Genomic DNA, 21028 nt, shown 5'->3' with positions numbered 1-21028 from the left:
TCCCGACGAGCTCGTCTTGCTGCTGGGCCCCGCGTTCGTCGACCGCCCGGCGTTCACCGGCGCGCCCGCCGACGCGCTGCGGCACCTGCTCATCGTGGTGGACGACCCCGACTTCGACCTGAACACCTCGACGTTGGCGCTGGGCCGCGCGGGCGTCACCGTCGTGCACCGCTGTACGAAACCACCGCACCGCGAGCAGTACTCGGATCCGGAGAAGCCGATCCTGCGCGTCGGCGACGGCGCGATCGAACGCTGGCAGACCGGCGGCTGGCAGCCCTACATCGACGACGCCGACCGGCTCGGCGCCGACGAAGCCGCCCACCTGGCGCGCCTATTGTCGCGCTGGGACTCCAACCCGACGCACACCGGGCTGCGCTCGGCGGCCACCCGTGGTGCCACCTTCACCACGCTGCTGGGCATCCCGGACGCCTCGCGGCTGGACGTGCCCACACTCTGGGCGCCGCGCCGCCGCGAGGACGAGTTGCGGGTACCCATCGGCGTCACCGCGACGGGCGAGCCGCTGTTCTTCGACCTGAAGGACGAAGCCGAGGGCGGGATGGGCCCGCACGGCCTGATGATCGGCATGACGGGCTCCGGAAAGTCCCAGACCCTGATGTCAATCCTGTTGTCGCTGTTGACAACCCATTCGGCCGACCGGCTGATCGTGATCTACGCCGACTTCAAGGGCGAAGCCGGCGCCGACAGTTTCCGCCACTTCCCGCAGGTCGTCGCGGTGATCTCCAACATGGCCGAGAAGAAGTCACTGGCCGACCGGTTCGCCGACACGTTGCGCGGGGAGGTGGCCCGCCGTGAAACGCTGCTGCGCGAGGCCGGCCGCCGCGTGCAGGGCAGCGCGTTCAACTCGGTGGTGGAATACGAGAACGCCATCGCCGCGGGTCATGACCTTCCTCCGATCCCGACGCTGTTCGTGGTCGCCGACGAGTTCACCCTGATGCTGGCCGATCACCCGGAATACGCGGAGTTGTTCGATTACGTGGCGCGCAAGGGCCGCTCGTTTCGCATCCACATCCTGTTCGCGTCACAGACGCTGGACGTCGGCAAGATCAAGGACATCGACAAGAACACCTCCTACCGCATCGGGTTGAAGGTGGCCAGTCCCAGCGTTTCCCGCCAGATCATCGGCGTGGAGGACGCGTACCACATCGAGTCGGGCAAGGAGCACAAGGGCGTGGGCTTCCTGGTGCCCGCCCCGGGCGCGACCCCGATCAAGTTCCGCAGCACCTACGTCGATGGCATCTACGATCCGCCGCAAAAGACCAAAGCCTATGTGGTGCACGCGACCCCGGAGCCCAAGCTGTTCACGGCCGGGCGGGTCGAGCCGGACCAGGACACGGTGATCTCGGCGGCCGACGACGAGGAATTCACCGGACCGCCGCGCAAGCTGATCGCCACCATCGGAGACCAGTTGGCGCGCTACGGCCCGCGGGCGCCGCAGCTGTGGCTGCCGCCGCTTGACGAGCCGATCCCGCTGACCGAGGTGCTGGCGCGCGCCGGGGTGCCACAGCGCCAGTGGCAGTGGCCGCTCGGCGAGATCGACAAGCCCTTCGAGATGCGCCGCGACCCGCTGATGTTCGACGCCACCTCGTCGGCCGCGAACGTGGTGATTCACGGCGGCCCGAAGTCCGGGAAATCGACTGCGCTGCAGACGTTCATCCTGTCGGCTGCCAGCCTGCACTCGCCACGCGACGTCACGTTCTACTGCCTGGACTACGGCGGCGGCAAGCTGCGGGCGCTCGAAGACCTGGCGCACGTCGGCAGCGTCGCGTCGGCGCTGGAACCCGAGCGCATCCGGCGCACCTTCGGCGAGCTGGAGCAGCTGCTGCTGTCCCGGCAGCGGCGCGAGGTGTTCCGCGACCGGCACGGCGCCGCGCCCGACGACGGGTACGGCGAGGTGTTCCTGGTCATCGACAACCTGTACGCGTTCGGCCGGGACAACACCGACCAGTTCAACACCCGTAACCCGTTGCTGGCCAAGGTGAGCGAGCTGGTGAACGTCGGGCTCGCCTACGGCATCCACGTCGTCATCACCACCCCGAGCTGGCTCGAGGTGCCGCTGGCGATGCGCGACGGCCTCGGGCTGCGCCTCGAGCTCAAGCTGCACGATCCGCGGGACAGCAACGTCCGGCTTGTCGGCGCGCTGCGGCGCCCCGCGGAATCGGTGCCGCACGACCAGCCGGGCCGCGGCTTGACGATGGCCGCCGAGCACTTCCTGTTCGCCGCGCCGGAGCTGGACCAGATTGCCGCGCTCAACGCCCGCCACCCGGGCGTGGCCGCGCCGCCAGTGCGCCTGTTGCCGACCAACCTCGCGCCCGAGACGGTCGGTGCGCTCTACCGCGGCCCGGAACAGGTTGTCATCGGCCAGCGCGAGGACGATCTCGCACCGGTCGTCGTCAACTTCGCCGACGAGCCGCTGCTGATGGTGTTCGGCGACAGCAAGTCCGGCAAGACCACGTTGCTGCGCCACATCATTCGCACCATCCGCGAAAACTCCACGCCCGACCAGGTGGCCTTCACGGTGCTCGACCGGCGACTGCACCTGGTCGACGAGCCGTTGTTCCCCGACAACGAGTACACCGCCAACGTCGACCGCATCACCCCGGCCATGCTCGGGCTGGCCAACATCATCGAGTCGCGTCGTCCCCCGGCGGGATTGTCGCCAGGTGAGCTGGCCCGCTGGACCTACACGGGCCACACCCACTACCTGATCATCGACGACGTCGACCAGGTACCGGACGTGCCGGCGATGAGCGGCCCGTACGTCGGGCAGCGGCCATGGACACCGCTGATCGGAATCCTCTCGCAGGCGGCCGATTTGGGGCTGCGAGTGATCGTCACGGCACGGGCCACCGGGTCCGGGCACGCTCTGATGACCAACTCGCTGCTGCGCCGCTTCAACGACCTGCAGGCGACCACGCTGATGCTGGCGGGCAATCCGCAGGACAGCGGCAAAATCCGGGGTCAGCGATTCGGCCGGTTGCCGGCCGGGCGGGCGATTCTGTTGGGCGACAGCGACAGTCCGACGTACGTGCAGTTGGTCAACCCGCTGGTGGGTGAGGCCGCGATGTTTGGTGAAAGGGGAGAGTCATGACGTTGCGAGTGGTTCCCGAGGGCCTGGCCGCGACCAGTGCAGCGGTGGAGGCGCTGACGGCGCGCCTTGCGGCCGCCCATGCGGCGGCCGCTCCGGCCATCACCGCGGTGGTGCCGCCGGCGGTGGATCCGGTGTCGTTGCAGACCGCCCTTGGCTTCAGCGCGCAGGGCCAGGAGCACGCTGCCGTCGCCGCCCAGGGCGTGGAAGAGCTCGGCCGTGCCGGCGTGGGCGTCGGCGAAGCCGGCGCCAGCTATCTCGCCGGGGACGCCGCGGCCGCCGCGACGTACGGGTTCGCGGGCGCCTGACGATGACCGCCCCCGTTGCGCCCCTCTGGATGGCCTCGCCACCCGAGGTGCATTCGGCGCTGCTGAGCGCGGGTCCCGGACCGGGGCCGCTGTTGGCGGCCGCCGGCGCGTGGACCGCGCTGAGCACCGAATATGCGACGGCGGCAGCCGAACTCACGGGCGTTCTCGGGGAGACCCAGGCGGGGGCGTGGGAGGGCCCCAGTGCCGCGCAGTACGCGGCGGCGCATGCGCCGTATCTGGCGTGGCTGCAGCAGGCGAGCGCCGACAGCGCGGGCGTGGCCGCGCAACACGAGGTCGCGGCGGCCGCGTACACAGCCGCACTGACGGCGATGCCGACACTGGGGGAGCTGGCCGCCAACCACACCGTTCACGGGGTGTTGGTGGCGACGAACTTCTTTGGCATCAACACGATTCCCATCGCGCTCAACGAGGCCGACTATGCGCGGATGTGGGTCCAGGCCGCCACCGTGATGAGCGCTTATCAGGCCACCTCGGGGGCGGCGCTCGCCGCCGCGCCGCGCAGCGCCCCGGCGCCGTCCATCGTGCGTCCGGGCGGTGAGGCCAACAGTCTCGCGGCCAACGCCTCGCAGAACACACCCGGGGATTGGTGGCAGCAGCTGTCGAAGTTCCTGCAGGACTTCTTCGGAAATATTCAGCAGATGCTGCAGAACTTCTTCTCGAACCTGCCGGCGTTCCTGGCGGCCAACGGTCCATTGCTGTTCTTCGTTGCCTACCAGGTGTTCTTCAACGCCGTCGGTTGGCCGACCTGGGGTGCGATCCTGACCGCGCCCTTCCTCATCCCGCTGCTGCTCGGCATCGGCCTGGGTTCCCTGCTCTCCGCCCCCGCCGAGATCGCGCCGGTCGCGGCCGGGGCCGCCGCGACACCGCTCGTGACGTCGACCCGGCCGGCGTCGTCGCTGCCGGCGGTTGCGCTGGCCCCGACGGTGGCGAGTCCCGCTGGGGCACCGGCCAGTTCGGCCGCCGCGGGCTCCGGTACGGCTCCCGCCCCCGCCGCAGCGTCGGCGCCGAGCACTCTCGCTTACCTGGTCGCCTACGGAGGTGACCCGGACCCGGGCATCGGCCCGACGGTGGGTGGGCGCGGTGGGGCCAAGGCGCCGGCGGCGACCATCCCGGCGGCCGGCGCGGCGGCGGCCAGCCGCGCCGAGACGCGTGCGCGGCGGCGCCGGCGCGCCGCGATGCGCGACCACAGCGACGAATACCTGGATATGGACTCCGACATCGGCATCGCACCGGACTACGGCGACGACGAGCGACTGGCCGCGGCGGTGGCGTCCGGTGCGGGGGCCGGAACACTGGGCTTCGCTGGAACCGCACGTAAGGAGAACACCTTCCACGCGGCCGGGTTGACCAAGCTCACCGATCGCGAATTCGGCGGCGGTCCAAGGATGCCGATGATGCCCGGCACCTGGGACCACGACGCGGACCAAGAACCGGCGCATCCGACCGAGTCGAGAGAAGGGGGTTAGCGCAGTCAGCACCATGCCCGTCAGTCAGCGAAACCCCTTGGGAACGAACAGAAAGGAATCACCATGAGTATGTTGGACGCTCACATCCCACAGTTGGTGGCCGCGCAATCGGCATTCAGCGCCAAGGCGGCCCTGATGCGCAGCACCATCAGCCAGGCCGAGCAGGAGGCGATGTCGGCGCAGGCGTTCCACCAGGGCGAGTCCTCGGCCGCGTTCCAGGCCGCGCACGCCCGGTTCGTCGAGGCCGCCGCCCGGGTCAACACCCTGCTGGACATCGCACAGGCCAACCTCGGCGACGCCGCGGGCACCTACGTGGCCGCCGACGCGGCCGCCGCATCCGGCTACAACGCCTTCTGATCCAGCTTCAGCAGCCAACAACCGCGAAAGGACTTGTCATGTCCCAGATCATGTACAACTACCCGGCGATGCTGAGCCACGCCGCCGACATGTCCGGCTACGCCGGCACGCTGCAGGGGCTCGGTTCGGACATCGCCAGCGAGCAGGCCACGCTGTCCAACGCCTGGCAGGGCGACACCGGTATGACCTACCAGGCTTGGCAGGCTCAGTGGAACCAGGCCATGGAAAGCCTGGTGCGCGCCTACCAGTCGATGGCCAGCACCCACGAGGCCAACACCACGTCGATGCTCGCCCGGGACCAGGCCGAAGCCGCCAAATGGGGCGGCTAGTTCTCGGCAGATGAGCGCTGAGCCCAACGCCGTCGAGCTGACGGTCGATCACGCGTGGTTCATAGCGGAAACCATTGGGGCGGGCAGCTTCCCGTGGGTGCTCGCGATCACCTCGCCCTATAGCGATGCCGCGCAACGCCAGGCGTTCCTCGAGCGTCAGAAGGCCGAGCTGACCCAGTTGGGTCTGGTATCGGAGGGTGGAGTCGTCCACCCGGCGGTGGCCGACTGGATCAGAGTGGTGTGCTTTCCGGAGAGATGGCTCGACCTGCGCTACGTGGGTCCCGCCAAGGACGCCGGCACCGGAGAGCTGCTGCGCGGCATCGTGGCGCAGCGCTCGGCCACGACTTCCCGGACGATCGTGGCGCTGCGCAGCGCGCAACTGATCACGTTCACCGCCATGGACATCGACGATCCGCGCGCGTTGGTTCCCGTCCTCGGCGTCGGGCTCGCTCAGCAACCGCCGGCCCGATTCGACGAGTTCAGCATGCCGACGCGGGTCGGCGCGCGGGCCGACGAGCGGCTGCGCTCGGGCGCCTCCCTCGCCGAAGTCGTTGACTACCTGGGTATCCCGCAGTCGGCGCGGAAGGTGGTGGAGTCGGTGTTCAACGGTCCGCGCAGCTACGTCGAAATCGTCGCGGGCTGCCACCGCGACGGGCGGCACGCCACCACCGAGGTGGGGATGAGCATCGTCGATGCGGCCGCGGGGCGGGTGCTGGTCAGTCCGTCCCGCGCATTCGACGGCGAATGGGTGTCGACCTTCGCCCCCGGCACACCCTTCGCGATCGCCGTCGCGCTCGAACAGCTGACCGCGCTACTGCCGGAGTCCGATTGGTTCTCCGGTCACCGGTTGGCCAGAGATTTCACTACACAACACGCATAACCCCTCAATAGAGAAGAGAGCAACGATGTTTCAGGTATGGCCCCAGCGTGTTTCGAGGGTCCGGTGACGTCCGGCGCCGTGATGCCGATCGTCCGCGTGGCAATCCTCGCGGACAGCCGGCTGACGGAAATGGCGTTGCCCGCCGAGCTGCCGCTGCGGGAAATCCTGCCCGCCGTCCAACGTCTGGTGATTCCCGCGACATCGAACGGTGACTCCGACGACACCGCCCGAGGGACGGCCGACCTCTGCGCGGCGATCCAACTGAGTCTCGCCCCGATCGGCGGCGCGCCGTTCAGCCTCGACGCCAGCCTCGACACCGTCGGGGTAGTGGACGGTGACCTGCTGGCGCTGCAGCCCTTGCCCGCCGGGCAGGCGGCTCCCGGCATCGTCGAGGACATCGCCGACGCCGCCATGATCTTCTCGACTTCGCGGCTGAAGCCCTGGGGCGCAACGCATATCCAGCGTGGGGCGCTGGCCGCGGTGATCGCCGTCGCATTCCTGGCGACCGGGCTCTCGGTTACCTATCGCGTCGCCACCGGCGCGCTGGCCGGGCTGGTCGCGGTCAGCGCGGTCGCGGCGGTGACCGCGATCGTCGGCTTGCTGGTCGCGGCGCGCTCGCCGCGCACCGGGTCCGCGTGCGCGATCGCCGCGCTGGTGCCGATCGGCGCCGCGCTGGCATTGGCGGTGCCCGGACGGTTCGGGCCGGCGCACATCATGCTCGCCGCGGCCGGCGTCACCGCATGGTCGCTGATCGCCCTGATGGTGCCCGGCGCGGAGCGGGAGCGCATCGTCGGATTCTTCACCGCGACCGCGGTGGTGGGAGCGGCGGTGCTGCTGGCCGCCGGCGCGGAGGTGCTCTGGCAGCTGCGGCCGCTCGCCATCGGCTGCGGGCTGATCGTCGCGGCGCTGCTGGTCACCGTCGAGGCGGCTCAGCTCTCGGCGCTGTGGGCGCGCTTCCCGCTGCCGGTCATCCCGGCGCCCGGCGACCCGACCCCCTCGGCCCCCTCGTTGCGGGTGCTCGAGGACCTGCCGCGGCGGGTGCGGATCGGCGATGCCCATCAGAACGGATTCATCGCTGCCGCAGTGCTGCTCAGTGCCCTGGGCTCGGTGGCGATCGCGCTGCGCCCCGAGGCGTTGAGCGGCGTGGGCTGGTACATCGTGGGCGCCACGGCGGCAACATCCGTGCTACGCGCCAGGGTGTGGGATTCGGCCGCGTGCAAGGCGTGGCTGCTCGCGCAGCCCTACCTGGCGGGCGGCGTCCTGCTCGTGATCTACACCGCGACCGGACGTTTCGCCGCCGCGCTGGGTGCGGCGCTGGTGCTCGTCGTGCTCGCCGTGGTGTGGATAGTGGTGGCCCTCAACCCGCGCATCGCCGAGCCGGAAAGCTATTCGCTTCCGGTGCGCCGGCTGGTGGGCTTCGTTGCGGCCGGGCTCGATGCGTCACTCATCCCCGTCATGGCCTACCTGGTCGGCATCTTCACCTGGATACTCAATCGATGATCCGGTCCGGATCGGCCTGTCTCGCAGCGGCTTTGGTGGCCGTGCTGTGGACGTGTCCGTCGGCGTTGGCCATCGATCAGCCGAAGGTAGATCCGGGCGTCCCGCCGCCGAGCGGGGCCCCCGGCCCCGTGCAGCCGATGGAGCAGCGCGGCCCGTGCAGCGTCTCCGGGGTCATCCCCGGCAGCGATCCCGCGGCCGTCACGCCCAGCCAGGCGACGCTGAATCTGTCGGGGGCATGGCAATTCTCGCGGGGTGACGGCCAGCTGGTGGCGGTGCTCGACACCGGTGTACGGCCGGGTCCGCGGCTGCCCAACGTCGATCCGGGCGGTGACTTCGTCGAGACGACCGACGGCCTGACCGACTGCGACGGCCACGGCACCCTGGTGGCCGGACTCATCGCCGGGCAGCCCGGCGAAGACGGCTTTGCCGGCGTGGCGCCCGCGGCGCGCGTGGTGTCGATCAGGACGACCTCGGCCAAGTACTCACCCCGCACCCCCGGCGGTGACCCGCTGCTGGCGCGGGCGGCGTCGGACGTCGCCACGCTGGGCCGCGCGATCGTGCACGCCGCCGACCTCGGCGCCCGGGTGATCGACATCTCCACGCTCACTTGCCTGCCCGCCGACCGGCCCGTCGACCAGGCCGCTCTCGGCGCGGCCATTCACTATGCCGCGGTGGAGAAGGATGCGGTGATCGTGGCCGCCGCCGGCAACACCGGACCGACCGGATCGGTCGCCGGCGGCACGTCCTGTGAGTCCAACCCGCTCACCGACCTGAGTCACCCGGACGATCCACGCAACTGGGCCGGTGTCACCTCGATCTCCATCCCGTCCGTGTGGCAGCCGTACGTGCTGTCCGTGGCCTCCCTGACACCGGACGGCCAGCCGTCGAAGTTCACCATGGCCGGGCCGTGGGTGGGCATCGCGGCGCCGGGCGAACGGATCGTGTCGGTCAGCAACGCCGACGGTGGCGGCCTGGCCAACGGGCTGCCCGACGAGCACCAGCAGCAGGTGGCCCTGAGCGGCACCAGCTACGCGGCCGGTTACGTGGCCGGCGTCGCCGCGCTGGTCCGCAGCAAGTACCCCGCGCTCAACGCCACCCAGGTCGTGCACCGCATCACCGCGACCGCCCACAACGGCGCCCGGGCGCCGTCCAACGTTGTCGGCACCGGCAGTGTGGACCCGGTGGCGGCCTTGACCTGGCAGCTGCCCGCGGGCAATCCGCCGCCCGCGGCCCCGGTCAAGCCGGTCGCCGTCCCGCCGGCACCCGCGCCCAAGGACACCACCCCGCGGATTGTCGCGATGGTTGGAACCGCCGCGCTGGCTGTGCTTGTCGCAGTCGCGGGCGCGGTCGCCGCCACCGCCACCCGCCGACGAAAGGACCCCACCCCGTGAGCCTGCAGCGCTGGACGCCCACCCCCGGACCCGGCCGAATCACGTTGGCGTTGCTGGCCGTCGTGCCGGCGGTGATGGCCTACCCCTGGCGGTCGCCGCGCGATTACTGGCTGCTCGGGATCGCCGCGGCCGTGGTGCTCGTGCTGTTCGGCGCCTGGCGCGGTTTGTATTTCACCACGCTGCTGCGCCGCCGGCTGGCGATCATGGGACGCGGCGACACGAGCGCACCCGAATCCGCTTCTGCCACCGCGACAACCGCGCTGCTGCGGGTCGGGGCGCCGGGCGGCGACGCGGCCGATGCGCTGCCGCTGCCCTTGATCGCCAGCTACCTGGACCGTTACGGCATCCGCGCGGACAGGATCCGAATCACCAGTCGCGACAACGCATCCGATGCGTCCAGGCACGAGACGTGGATCGGGATCACGATATCGGCCATCGACAACCTGGCCGCGCTGCGCGCCCGCTCCGCGCGCATCCCGTTGCACGAGACCGCGCAGGTGGCGGCGCGCCGGCTGGCCGACCACCTGCGGGAGCTCGGGTGGGAAGTCAACAGCGTCGCATCCGACGACGTCCCGCGGTTGCTCACCTCCAACCCGCGGGAGAGATGGTCCGCGGTGCAGCGCGGAACGTCGGATTACCTTGCCGCATACCGGGTTCAGGTGGGCCGGGAGTTGGCCGAGACGCTGGAGTCGATCCGCGCGTATCCGGCGCGGGAGACGTGCATGGCGCTGGAGATCGCCGGCGACGGCACCCACAACACCGTTGCGGCCGCGTGTGCCTTCCTGACCGACACGCCACCGGAGCGGACCGTGCCGCTGGCCGGGCTGATCCCGCAGCGCGGCAATCACCGGCCGGCGCTCGAGGCGCTGGATCTGTTGTCCACACGGCGGCTCGACGGGCACACCGATGCCCCGGCGGCCCTGCTGTCGGAGCTGGTCTGGCCGACCCTGGCGGCCGAGGAGACGGTTAGAACATGACGGTCTGCAGGAACGCGGTCATCCGGCGCAGATAGTCCAGCTGGCTCACGTGCAGCACATGGCTGCCCGGAAACCAGTGCAGCGCACAGTGATCCCAATGCTCCCACAGCTTGACGGCATGATCCGGCGGTGCCATCCGATCGCCGAGCCCGGTGATGATCATCCGCCGGTCCTTGTCCAGCAACGGCCGATAGGTCAGCGGGCAATGGTAGGACAGCCCGTCCCACAACTCGTCGCGGCTGATGTGCGACAACCGCAGCCCCAGCCGCACGAGCCTGTTGGCCGGAAACCATTCGTCGAACAGGGTTGCCGGGGTGACGACGGGACAGTTCGGGATGACGGCCTCGAGCCGGTCGTCGACCGAGGCCACCAGCGCCGAGGTGTACCCACCCAGCGATATGCCGGTCAGCGCGATCCGGTCGACCCCGGTACCGCGCAGGTAATCGATGATGGACCGGAAGTCGTGCACCGCCTGGGCCATGGCCTCCGCGAAGCCGCTGAGCCCGCCCGCGAAATAGCCGAAACCGCTGAACGGCGAGAGCCTTTCGGCGCGCTTGCCGTGAAACGGGAGGGTGTACATCAGGACGTCGTAACCGGACCGGTAATACCACGGCAGCGCAAAGAACCGCCCGTTGGCCAGATACGACGACCCCATGAAGCCGTGGATGACACACAGCGTGGGACGCGGCCCGTCGGCGTGGCGCCAGTGCTGTGCGCGCACGGTGTTGTTGGACCGCCACGCAGCCCATTGCTCGCGCATCGCGGGGTTGATGGCCGTGAAACTGCTTTCGAACGCGATGTTTTCCACCGTGCCGCCGGCGACCCACTCGGTCAGCGGGCTGGCCGTCCGTGACCTGACCCGCGGCGGTTTCGTCGGCGCGGGAAACGACTTCACCGGGTCTCGCTGCGCGCCCAGCTCGGCGTAGAAGTTCAGGTTCGCGCGCTCGGCACCGGCATCGGTGTGCCGCAGGGAAGCGGCGAGCACGGCCGGGGCCACCGTCGCGGTCAGCAGTGACGACACCCAGGTGCGCAGGGCGAGGTCGCCGATGGCGGAGCCCTCGACTACCATGCGCTGGCGGGGGGACAACGCGGAATTCGGGGGCAATCCGCCGACGTCGACGGGTACGTCAGCGCCCTTGAATGCACCGGGAATGTCCGGAACGGGAATGGGCGGATCAAGCGAAGTATCGGGCGCCACGAAAGCCGATGCTAACCGGCGGGCGCCGCTCCCGGGGCCAGTTGGGCGGCGCCGGGGCGCCATGCGGTAATACGGTTGGTCTGTCTGCCGACTAGCGACGGCGCGTTGATCAGGAGGATCGACATGTGGGATCCAGATGTCTACCTGGCCTTTGCGGACCATCGCAGCCGGCCCTTCTACGACCTGCTGTCACGGGTCGGGGCCGAGCGGGCCCGGCGGGTCGTCGATCTCGGTTGCGGGCCCGGCCACCTGACCAAGTACCTGTCGCGGCGCTGGCCGGAAGCGGTGATCGAGGCGATGGACACCTCGCCGGAGATGGTCGCCGCGGCAAGGGAACGCGGCATCGACGCCGTCGTCGGCGACTTACGGGACTGGAAGCCCAAGCCCGATACCGACGTGGTGGTCAGCAACGCCGCCCTGCATTGGGTGCCCGAGCATGCCGACCTGCTGGTCCGCTGGGTGCACGAGCTGCCCGCCGGTTCGTGGATCGCCGTCCAGATCCCGGGCAACTTCGAGACGCCGTCACACGCCACGGTGCGGACACTGGCCCGGCGTGAGCCCTATGCAAAGGTGATGCGGGACATACCGTTCCGCGTCGGTGCCGTGGTGCAGCCGCCGATTCAATACGCCAATCTGCTGCTCGACGCAGGATGCAAGGTCGACGTCTGGGAGACCACCTACCTGCACCAGTTGTCCGGTGACAATCCGGTGCTGGAATGGATCACCGGGACGGCGCTGGTTCCGGTGCGCGAGCGGCTGAGCGCCGAAGACTGGGAGCGATTCCGCGAGGAACTCATCCCGCTGCTCGACGACGCCTACCCGCCCCGGAGCGACGGCACGACGATCTTCCCGTTCCGGCGGGTGTTCATCGTGGCCGAGGTCGGCGGCTCGCGGCGCTCCGCCGGCTAGCCGCTCGCTTCCTTCTCGATGCCGCGTTCGGCGGCGATCGCCGACCGGGAGGTCGGCTGCATCCGGTGAATCTTCAGGTACGTCTCGGTGTAGCGCGCGGAGATGCGGGTGCCGGCGAACTCCGACGGGATGACGTCACCGGTGCGCTGGCGCCAATCATGAAGTCGGACAGCTAAATCCGCGGCGATCTCGTCCGCATCCGTGTCGTCACCGGCGAGCAGGTTGGTGGTCTCGGTGGGGTCGGTGCGCAGATCGTAGAGTTCGCGCTGCGGGCGCGGTCCGGTGACCAACCGTGCCACGGCCATCCCGGACGGGCTCTCCTCGATGTCCAACGGCAGGTCGAGCAGCGGCCGGGGCGCGTAGTTCTCGATGTAGCTGTACTCCTTGGTGCGAATCGCGCGGATCGGATCGAAGGAGTCGTGATAGGTCTTCGTCGTGTACACCTGGTCTCGGACCGGCACGGCATGCGGGTTCGGCTCGACGAGCGCGCGCGCGTGCGACACCCCGTCGACATCGTCGGGAACGTCGAGACCCAGCAGGCCCAGCAGCGTCGGCAGCAGGTCCACGCCGGAAAACAGTTCGTCGTAGACGCGCGGGGCGAGTGCCCGCTTGGCGGGGGGCCGGATGATCATGCCGATGCCGGTTCCCGCGTCGTAAAGCGTGGATTTCGCGCGCGGGAACGCCGGACCGTGATCGGTGAAGAACACCACCCACGTGTTGGCGTCCATCCCGGTTTCGGCCAGCGTGTCCAGCAGCCGGCCGACGGCGGCGTCGGCCGTCGCGATCGCCCCGTAGAAGCTGGCCAGGTCGCCGCGCACGTCGGGGGTGTCGGGTAGGTAGTCGGGCGGGTCAACCTCGGCGGTGTCCGCCGGCTCGTAGCGGTCCCGCGGATAAGGCCGGTGCGTCTCGAAGAAGCCGGCGGTCAACAGGAACGGTTGGCCCCCGAGATCCTCGTCGCCGCCACGCAGCCATTCGGCCGCCTTGTCCACCACGTACTCGCAGTACGAGTTCGACACGTCGAACTCGTCGAAGCCCAGCCGCTGCGGGTACGACGTCTCGTGCTGCATGCCGAAAAGCGCCGAGTACCAACCCGCATCGCTCAATATCTCCGGCAGGGTGCGCACGCCGCTGCGGTATTCCCAGCCGTGGTGCGCCAGCCCGATCAGGCCATTGGTCTGCGGATAGCGTCCGGTGAACAGCGATCCGCGCGATGGGGAGCACAGCGGCGCCGTGGCGTGCGCCCGGGTGAACAGGATGCCCTCGGCGGCAAGGCGGTCCAGTCGGGGGCTGGAGACGTCGGGGTGGCCGTAGACGCCCAGATAGCGGCCCAGGTCGTGCCAGTGCACGATCAGCACGTTGTCTTGTCGGTCGGCTGCTTCGCCCGGCGCCAATTGCGTCACCTCTCCAAGTTGCCCGCGACCGGCGACGATACCGCAGCTACTCGGGGGGAACCTGGGCGCGCCGACTCCAGCGGTTCTCGCAGACGAACTCCGAGAGCGGGCGGGCGACCGCCCAGCCGTCCAGCTCCAGCGCCGGCCGGTCGGGGAATCCGGGCACCGGTCCCAGGCACAGAATGGCCACCGGCTCCGCCCCGGCGGGCATCTCCAGCAGGGCCGCCAACCGCTGCGGATCGAACAGCGAAACCCAGCCCATGCCAAGGCCTTCGGAGCGCGCCGCCAGCCACAGATTCTGGATCGCGCACGACACCGACGCGAGGTCCATCTGCGGTAGCGTCCGCCGGCCGAACACGTGCCGCTCCCGGTCGTCGACCAGCGCCACCACCAGAAGCTCGGCGCATTCCAGGATGCCTTCGACCTTCAGCGCCAAAAACTCCTCGCCCCGCTCGCCCAGGGCCGCGGCGGTGCGCGGGCGCTCTTCGTCGACGAGGGCGTGGATGCGGCGCCGCAGCCCGTCATCGGTGATCCGGATGAAACGCCACGGCTGCATCAGGCCGACGCTGGGCGCCGCGTGGGCCGCCTGCAGCAGGCGCGCGAGCACATCTTCGGCCACCACGCCGGGTGAGAACCGGCGCATATCCCGCCGTTCGGAGATCACCCGATAGACGGCCCGTCGCTCCTGCGGGCTGAAGCCCTCCTCGCTCACGGGAGTCATCGTAGGAAATCCGCGTTAGCGTGAACGGTGTCCGCGGCACGGACCCGGCGAACACCCGAGAAAGGAGTGTTCAGTGAAGCCCTTCGACCTACTCGACCAGCTGCCCACCGACCGCGCCGCCGGCGGCGTGTACGGCGAGCCCTATCAGACACCGGACGGCGCCACGGTGATCCCCGTCGTCAAACCGTGCGGCGTCTTCGTCGTCCGCAACGGCGAGGCGTCCTGGACGCCCGCGGTGGACGGGAGTCGAATCGCGCTGATCGGAGTGCTGACCGGCCTGCTGGCGGCGGTGATCGGCAGTCTGGCGGTGCTGCGGCAGCCGCCCTGGCCGCGGATGACCGTCACGGACTATAGGTAACGCCGACCGCGCGAAAGACGTAGTCGGGCGGCATGTCGAAGGTGAGCGATCGCCGCGGCAGGCCGCTGAGCACATCGGCCGGAATGGCGACCTTGTAGTGCAGCGACAGTTCGCCGCTGAACTTCGGGTCCACCCGCGCGACGTCGACATCGACCTGCAAACCGGTCGACGATATCTCGACCTGCGCCGCACCGTTGTGCGGCGCGTCCCAGCGGACGTCGACGGTCGGGCCGGCCAGCCTGGGCAGCATGGACAACGTGGCGAGCACCCGCTCGGAGCTGAACACCAGCGAACCCGTGTAGCTGGCGACGCTGTGCGGCAATCGCACGCCGGGGATGGCGCCCCGGAATCGCCGGGTCACCGGGACGTAGTCGGCGAGGTGGATAAGGCCCTCCGCCTCGACCTGCGCGTACACGTCGTCGGGTAGCTTGCCGATGCCGAGCAACCTACGGACAAACACGGCCATGACGCCAGTATGGACCGGCGCCGGGAACCGTGTGGTCAGGGCGCCCGCGCCGGCGCGCGGCGCAACTGGTATCGGTGGGGTCATGACCCGATCGCGGCTCATGCCGGCCGCCTGCATCGCCCTGACCGCCGTGGCGGTGTACGCGCTCATGTGGGTGGGTTACTCCCAGCACTGGCACTGGCAGCAGCGCATGGACTGGTCACTGCTGAACGCCGCGCGGGACAGCGCGGTCAAACACCCGTTCTGGGTGCGGTTCTGGGCCGACGTTTCCTTCGCGCTGGGCCCGGTACCGCTGCGGGTGCTGGGCACGGTGGCGGCGGTGGCCGCCCTGGTAATGCGCCGGCTGCGGGCGGCGCTGCTGCTGTTGGCGTGTGCGCCCCTGAGCGGGCTCGTCACGCTGGCGGCCAAGGCGCTGGTGGACCGGCCGCGGCCGTCGACCATGCTGGTGGCCGCGGCCGAGACATCGTTTCCGTCCGGGCACGCCCTGGAGGCGACGGCGGCGTTGCTCGCGGCGCTGTCCCTTGGGTTGCCGACGATGAACCGTGCGGTGCGCCGCGGTGCGGTCGCGCTGGTCGCGCTGAGCGCGCTGGGGGTGGGGATTTCGCGGGTGGCGTTGAACGTGCACTACCCGTCCGACGTATTGGCGGGCTGGTCGCTCGGCTACTTGTATTTCCTGCTGTGTTTCACGGTAATTCGGCCGGCGAGCCCGGCTTCCTCCCGAAAGCCGTGCGACGCGGGGGATTTGGTCACGGCCCGGTGACCTAACCGGGTCTAAAGCTTTACTTGACCTCGCGCTGTGGGGGTCTGACGATAAAGGTCATGCGCCGACTGCTCGCTTCGCTATCCGCTTTGGCGTGCGCGATTTTCGGCTCGCTCGCGCTGGCGCCGATCAGTTCCGCGGCGGGCGCCCCCTGGTTCGCGAACGCCGTCGGCAATGCCACGCAGGTGGTTTCGGTGATGAGCACCGGCGGGTCGAACGCAACGATGGACATCTACCAGCGCTCCGCCGCCGGGTGGCAGGCGCTGCGGACCGGCATTCCCACGCATGTCGGTTCGGCGGGCATGGCTCCCGAGGCCAAGAGCGGGGTGCCGGCCACGCCGATGGGCGTGTACACCCTGGACTCCGCCTTCGGCACCGCGCCGAATCCCGGTACCGGACTGCCGTATACCCAGGTGGGCCCCAATCACTGGTGGAGCGGCGACGACCACAGCCCCACCTTCAACTCCATGCAGGTGTGTCAGAAGGCCCAGTGCCCGTTCAACACCGCCGAAAGCGAGAATCTGCAAATCCCGCAGTACAAGCACGCTGTCGTGATGGGAGTCAACAAGAACAAGACCCCGGGCGGTGGCGCGGCGTTCTTCTTCCACACCACCGATGGGAAACCCACCGAGGGATGCGTCGCCGTCGACGACGCTCAGCTGGTGTCGATCATGAAATGGCTGCGTCCCGGCGCGGTGATCGCAATCACCAAGTAGCGTCCGGTCAGGCCTCGGTGGCCAGCGCGCGGCCGGGCTTGACGTGAAAGTTCATGCCCTCCAACGACATTGTGGCATCGTAGGTCCTGTCGTAGCCGGTGCCGCAGATCTTCCAGCCGGCGTCGGTGCGCCGGTAGGTGTCACGGTAGAACGCCGCCCCGATCAGCATGAAGTTCAAGTCGGCGACGATCACGCGGTCCTGCAGATACCAACTGCCCGTTGCGGAATCGCCGTCCACGGTGATGTCCGGGTGGGTCACCCGGTGCTCGGTGATGACGTTGGCGGGCAGCGACGTACGCATGTACTCGACCAGGTCGTCGCGGTTGGTGAAGTGCAACTCGTTGCCGATCGACGGCCCGTAATCGGCCTTGATGTCCTCGGCCAGCGTGTCGGCGAAGTCGTCCCAGTGCTTGGTGTCCAGCGCGCGCAGGTACCGGTACTTGACCTGCTTGATGGCTTCGATGTCGGCGAGATCGTGAGGGGTCATCAGGTGATTGCAGCACACGGTGGTAAGCCGCCTGCGCTCGCATCGAGGAGCCGGCATCGCCGAGACTTGAACGACGGTCGCGTTGTGCGGCGTGTCTGGTGGGTGGTTCAGGTGTCGCGGTGGCCCGGACCGTCGGAGAGGTAGCGGGTGACCATGTCGATCAGGGCACGCCGTTCCAGGCTCCAGTCGATGGCGGTCCCGGTGACCATCTGCGCCAGCACAACGCCCCGCAGCGTGGCCCAGATGACTTCGGCCGCACCGGCGTTCGCTGGATCGTCGGTGATCAGTCGCCCGAGCTGCCCGATGGCCGCGTTCATCTCCAGCAGGTGGCGCCGGGGGGACTCGCCCGGCCCGCCGCGGGTCGCGCGCAGGATTTCGAACGCCGCCATCGACGTCGGGCTGCTGTAGCAGCTCCACGCGGTGTCGACGACCACCTCGATGCGCGTCCGGAGCGGCAACTCGCTGACATCGGCCGCTGACAGGCTCTCGATCAGCCGGTCCACCCCGTCGTCCACGACGGCCATCAACAGGCCGTTGCGATCGCCGAAGTGATACTGGATGACGCCCCACGTCACGCCCGCGCGTTCGGCGACGTGCTTGGCGGTCGCGGCGGCGAAGCCCTCCTCCATGATGCAGCGGACGGTCTCGTCGATGATCTTCGCGCGCGTGTCGTCGCCGCGCTTGCGCGGCGCCGTGGTGCGCCGGGTGGGACCAACCGAACCACCGGCCTGACCTGCAGCAATCGACATTGTTGACTTTATAACATAGTCAAGTCTATTTTTGGCCCGTGAGCCGATCCCGTTATGCGCGGTTGACGCGCGAACAGCTGGCCGTCCTGGTTCCCGAACTGCTCCTGATCGGGCAACTGATCGACCGCTCGGGCATGGCCTGGTGCATCAGTGCGTTCGGGCGCGACGAGATGGTGCAGATCGCCATCGAGGAGTGGGCGGGCGCCAGCCCCATCTACACCCGGCGCATGCAGCGGGCGCTCAACTTCACCGGCGACGACGTGCCGACCATCTTCAAGGGGTTGCAGCTCGACATCGGCGCGCCACCGCAATTCATGGACTTCCGCTACACCGTGCACGACCGCTGGCACGGCGAATTCCAGCTTGACCACTGCGGCGCGCTGCTCGACGTGGAGCCGATGGGTGAGAAGTACGTCTTCGGCATGTGCCACACCATCGAGGACCCGACCTTCGACGCCACCGCGGTGGCGACCAACGCCCGCGCCCAGGTGCGCCCCATCCACCGGCCGCCGCGGACACCGAAGGACCGCCACCCGCACTGCGCGTGGACCGTCATCATCGACGAGTCCTATCCCGAGGCGCAGAGCATTCCCGCCCTGGACATCGTGCGCCAAACCCGGGCCGCCACATGGGAACTCGATCCGATCGACCGCTCCGACGAGGGCAAGGCGGACTACTCCGGGCCGTTGCTGTCCGACTTCGACTTCGCCGGCTTCTCGCATTCGGCGCTGGTGCGGATGGCCGACGAGGTGTGTCTGCAGATGCACCTGCTCTACCTGTCGTTCGCCATCGCGGTGACCGCGCGCGCCACCGACGACGCCCAGGCCGTGTCGGTGTGCACGCAAGGCCTGACCGGAATAGCGGGCGTGGCCGCCGAGCGCATTCACCGCGCGCTGGGGCTTCCGGGCGGCATCGAAGGCGTGCTGCAGGTGCTCGAACTGCACCCCCTGCTGAACCCCGCGGGCTATGTCTGCGCGGATACGGCCGACCGGCTCGTGGTGCACCGCTCGCCGGCCCACGACGACGGCGCGTGGATTGCGCTGTGCTCACCGGAATCGGTGCAACCGCTGCAGGCGATCGCCACCGCCGTCGACCCGCACATCGAGGTCCGGGTCAGCGGCACCAACACCGACTGGACCGCCGAACTGGTCGAAACCGATACGGCGGCGGCCGAACTGCCCGAGGTGTCGGTAACAAAGGTGAGCGGCGGAGCGACATTCCAGTTTGAGCCGAGACGGTCGCTGCCGCTGACCGTGGTGTAAGCAACCGCGTCAATTTGTCAAGGGGTCAGCGGTACCACTTCGGTGACGAGGTGGCATCGACCGAATACCGATGATGTTGCAAGCCATCGGTTTTGGGCGTGTCCACGGCTATGGTTAACGCTGGCCACCGACCCCTATAGACGAAAGTTTTCGCTCTATGTACGACCCACTTGGGTTGTCGATCGGGACCACGAACCTGGTCGCTGCGCGCAACGAAAGTCCACCGGTTACCCGGCGTTCGGTGCTGACGCTTTACCCGCACTGCGCGCCCGAAGTGGGTGTGCCCGGGGAGAATTCGTACCTCGCCGAGCCCGGCGTGATGATGAAGGGCTTCGTCGAGCGCATCGGTGACTCGGTGGCGCTGGTGTCCGCCGACGGGTCCGCGCACGACCCGGAGCTGCTGACGGTGGAGGCCCTGGACGCGATGGTGCGCGCCGCCGGCGCGGACGCCTCATGCTCGGAGATCTCCATTGCCGTGCCCGCGTACTGGAAACCCGTTACGGTGCAGGCGTTGCGCGACGGTCTGCGCACGCATCTGGGATTCGTCCGCAGCGGCATGGCGCCCCGGCTCGTCTCGGACGCGATCGCGTCGTTGACCGCCGTGAAGTCCGAGCTCGGCCTGCCCGACGAAGGTGTGGTGGGGCTGCTGGACTTCGGTGGCGGCGGTACGTCGGCCACGCTGGTGAATGTCGCGGGCGATTTCGAACTCATCACCGCGACAATGCGTTACGCGGCTCTGTCCGGCAACGAAATCGACCAGGAGTTGCTGCTGCGGGTCTTCGAGGAGCTGGGCCGCGGCAGCGGTATCGACCCGGGCAGCACGGCTGCCGTCGGGCAACTCGGCGAGCTGAGGGAACAATGCCGGCTGGCCAAGGAGCGGCTGTCCACCGACGTGGTCACCGAAATCGCCGCCCAGCTCGGTGAACGCAGCTGCAGCTTCACGCTGAAGCGCGACGATCTCGAAGACCTGATGGCGGATCGGCTGACCGGCTTCATCTACGCCTTCGACGACATGCTGGTGCGCTACCGCAAGAATTGGGCGGACCTGTGCGCGGTGGTGACCGTCGGTGGAGGCGCACACATTCCGCTTGTCGCCGAACGGCTTTCGGTGCACGGGCGCATTCCCGTCCTGACGCCGTCGCAACCCGCACTCGCGGCGGCCTGCGGCGCGCTGGTGCTGGCGTCGCGCGGTGACGAGCTGAGCCTGCGCACGCGGACGTCGATCGGCGTGCTCGCGGCCGCCAACGCCGCCGGCGATGTCGTCGACCTCGGGGCCGGCGACGTGCTGGTGATCGACGACGAGGCGCTGACCGATCGCGAATTGGCGTGGTCGCAGACGGAATACCCCGGCGACGTGCGGGTGCGGTTCGGCGGCGAAACCTACGACGAAGACGGCCCGTCCGGCTGGTCGATGCGCCTGAACGTGATCGACCCGCCCCCGGACCGGCCCTGGCGCCGCCTTCGGCTGTCGCAGCTGATCATCGGGATGTCCGCCCTGGTCGCCATGACGGCGATCGGTGGCGTGGCCTACACGCTGACCGGCATCGAGAACCGCCAGGCCCCGCCCGCGCCCAGCGTCGCGCCATTGCCGGCGCCCCCGGCCAGCCGGCATTGTTCCCTCAGCTCGCCGAGTTGCCCGACGGCAGCCGTGCTGCCCGGGTCGATACCGCTGCCGC

General features: G+C 69.2%; 21 protein-coding genes. 15 read left to right on the top strand and 6 right to left on the bottom strand.

The window, feature by feature from the left end; genetic code table 11:
* From eccCb to eccE, 9 genes are all read left to right on the top strand, one after another.
* On the top strand, positions 1-3109 hold a 3109-nt coding region (eccCb, locus tag A5709_RS23915), incomplete at its 5' end, for a type VII secretion protein EccCb (RefSeq protein ID WP_068011622.1).
* Positions 3106-3414, top strand: a complete 309-nt coding sequence (locus tag A5709_RS23910) for a PE family protein (protein ID WP_067946345.1) — start codon at positions 3106-3108, stop codon at positions 3412-3414. The genes eccCb and A5709_RS23910, both read left to right, overlap by 4 nt.
* 2 nt (positions 3415-3416) lie before the next feature.
* Positions 3417-4901 carry a PPE family protein gene (locus A5709_RS23905; RefSeq protein WP_068122946.1) on the top strand — a complete coding sequence of 495 codons (1485 nt, stop codon included), beginning with the start codon at positions 3417-3419 and terminating at the stop codon, positions 4899-4901.
* Between the two features lie 63 nt (positions 4902-4964).
* The gene (esxG, locus tag A5709_RS23900; protein ID WP_067278108.1) at positions 4965-5258 is read left to right on the top strand and encodes a type VII secretion system protein EsxG; all 294 of its coding nucleotides are present in this window, start codon (positions 4965-4967) and stop codon (positions 5256-5258) included.
* A gap of 38 nt (positions 5259-5296) precedes the next feature.
* Positions 5297-5587 carry a WXG100 family type VII secretion target gene (locus A5709_RS23895; RefSeq protein WP_067946349.1) on the top strand — a complete coding sequence of 97 codons (291 nt, stop codon included), beginning with the start codon at positions 5297-5299 and terminating at the stop codon, positions 5585-5587.
* 10 nt (positions 5588-5597) lie between these two features.
* Positions 5598-6467 carry an ESX secretion-associated protein EspG gene (locus A5709_RS23890; RefSeq protein WP_068122942.1) on the top strand — a complete coding sequence of 290 codons (870 nt, stop codon included), beginning with the start codon at positions 5598-5600 and terminating at the stop codon, positions 6465-6467.
* Positions 6468-6503: 36 nt separating this feature from the next.
* The gene (gene eccD, locus A5709_RS23885; protein ID WP_156768140.1) at positions 6504-7967 is read left to right on the top strand and encodes a type VII secretion integral membrane protein EccD; all 1464 of its coding nucleotides are present in this window, start codon (positions 6504-6506) and stop codon (positions 7965-7967) included.
* Positions 7964-9358: a type VII secretion-associated serine protease mycosin gene (gene mycP / locus A5709_RS23880; RefSeq protein WP_068122938.1), complete on the top strand. Its 1395-nt coding sequence runs from the start codon at positions 7964-7966 to the stop codon at positions 9356-9358. The genes eccD and mycP overlap by 4 nt, the downstream gene beginning before the upstream one ends.
* On the top strand, positions 9355-10335 hold the full coding sequence (gene eccE / locus A5709_RS23875) for a type VII secretion protein EccE (protein WP_068122936.1): 981 nt from the start codon (positions 9355-9357) through the stop codon (positions 10333-10335). The genes mycP and eccE overlap by 4 nt, the downstream gene beginning before the upstream one ends.
* Here eccE and A5709_RS23870 read toward each other — a convergent pair.
* Entirely contained in the window at positions 10325-11533 is a 1209-nt protein-coding gene (locus A5709_RS23870) for a S9 family peptidase (RefSeq protein WP_068122931.1), read from the bottom strand. The genes eccE and A5709_RS23870 overlap by 11 nt on opposite strands.
* A gap of 123 nt (positions 11534-11656) precedes the next feature.
* Between A5709_RS23870 and A5709_RS23865 the strand changes: the two genes are divergently transcribed.
* On the top strand, positions 11657-12442 hold the full coding sequence (locus tag A5709_RS23865) for a trans-aconitate 2-methyltransferase (protein WP_067946360.1): 786 nt from the start codon (positions 11657-11659) through the stop codon (positions 12440-12442).
* On the opposite strand, the gene A5709_RS23860 is transcribed toward A5709_RS23865, so the two are convergent.
* Positions 12439-13842: a sulfatase gene (locus tag A5709_RS23860; RefSeq protein ID WP_068122930.1), complete on the bottom strand. Its 1404-nt coding sequence runs from the start codon at positions 13840-13842 to the stop codon at positions 12439-12441. The two genes, A5709_RS23865 and A5709_RS23860, sit on opposite strands and share 4 nt — an antisense overlap.
* Positions 13843-13879: 37 nt before the next feature.
* Entirely contained in the window at positions 13880-14554 is a 675-nt protein-coding gene (bluB, locus tag A5709_RS23855; protein ID WP_068011616.1) for a 5,6-dimethylbenzimidazole synthase, read from the bottom strand.
* Between the two features lie 73 nt (positions 14555-14627).
* Here bluB and A5709_RS23850 point away from each other — a divergent pair, with 73 nt between their 5' ends.
* On the top strand, positions 14628-14912 hold the full coding sequence (locus tag A5709_RS23850; RefSeq protein WP_068011615.1) for a hypothetical protein: 285 nt from the start codon (positions 14628-14630) through the stop codon (positions 14910-14912).
* Here A5709_RS23850 and A5709_RS23845 read toward each other — a convergent pair.
* Positions 14896-15378 carry a hypothetical protein gene (locus A5709_RS23845; protein ID WP_067943912.1) on the bottom strand — a complete coding sequence of 161 codons (483 nt, stop codon included), beginning with the start codon at positions 15376-15378 and terminating at the stop codon, positions 14896-14898. The two genes, A5709_RS23850 and A5709_RS23845, sit on opposite strands and share 17 nt — an antisense overlap.
* A gap of 82 nt (positions 15379-15460) precedes the next feature.
* On the opposite strand from A5709_RS23845, the gene A5709_RS23840 reads away from it, so the two are divergent.
* The gene (locus A5709_RS23840) at positions 15461-16138 is read left to right on the top strand and encodes a phosphatase PAP2 family protein (RefSeq protein WP_068011614.1); all 678 of its coding nucleotides are present in this window, start codon (positions 15461-15463) and stop codon (positions 16136-16138) included.
* Between the two features lie 59 nt (positions 16139-16197).
* Positions 16198-16854, top strand: a complete 657-nt coding sequence (locus A5709_RS23835; RefSeq protein WP_068011613.1) for a L,D-transpeptidase — start codon at positions 16198-16200, stop codon at positions 16852-16854.
* Positions 16855-16861: 7 nt separating this feature from the next.
* On the opposite strand, the gene A5709_RS23830 is transcribed toward A5709_RS23835, so the two are convergent.
* Positions 16862-17341, bottom strand: coding sequence for a nuclear transport factor 2 family protein (locus A5709_RS23830; RefSeq protein ID WP_197501061.1), 480 nt, complete (start codon positions 17339-17341; stop codon positions 16862-16864).
* A gap of 107 nt (positions 17342-17448) precedes the next feature.
* Complete coding sequence (locus A5709_RS23825) at positions 17449-18090, bottom strand: TetR/AcrR family transcriptional regulator (protein ID WP_067944110.1); 642 nt, start codon at positions 18088-18090, stop codon at positions 17449-17451.
* A 38-nt stretch (positions 18091-18128) separates the two neighbouring features.
* On the opposite strand from A5709_RS23825, the gene A5709_RS23820 reads away from it, so the two are divergent.
* Complete coding sequence (locus A5709_RS23820) at positions 18129-19352, top strand: hypothetical protein (RefSeq protein WP_068122926.1); 1224 nt, start codon at positions 18129-18131, stop codon at positions 19350-19352.
* Positions 19353-19509: 157 nt separating this feature from the next.
* Positions 19510-21028, top strand: a 1519-nt coding sequence (locus A5709_RS23815) for an Hsp70 family protein (protein ID WP_156768139.1), incomplete at its 3' end; no start/stop codon positions are given.

Origin of the sequence: Mycobacterium sp. E1386 (genome assembly GCF_001672745.1) — a bacterium.
Taxonomy (GTDB): domain Bacteria; phylum Actinomycetota; class Actinomycetes; order Mycobacteriales; family Mycobacteriaceae; genus Mycobacterium.
This window is presented reverse-complemented; position numbering and strand designations above follow the sequence as displayed.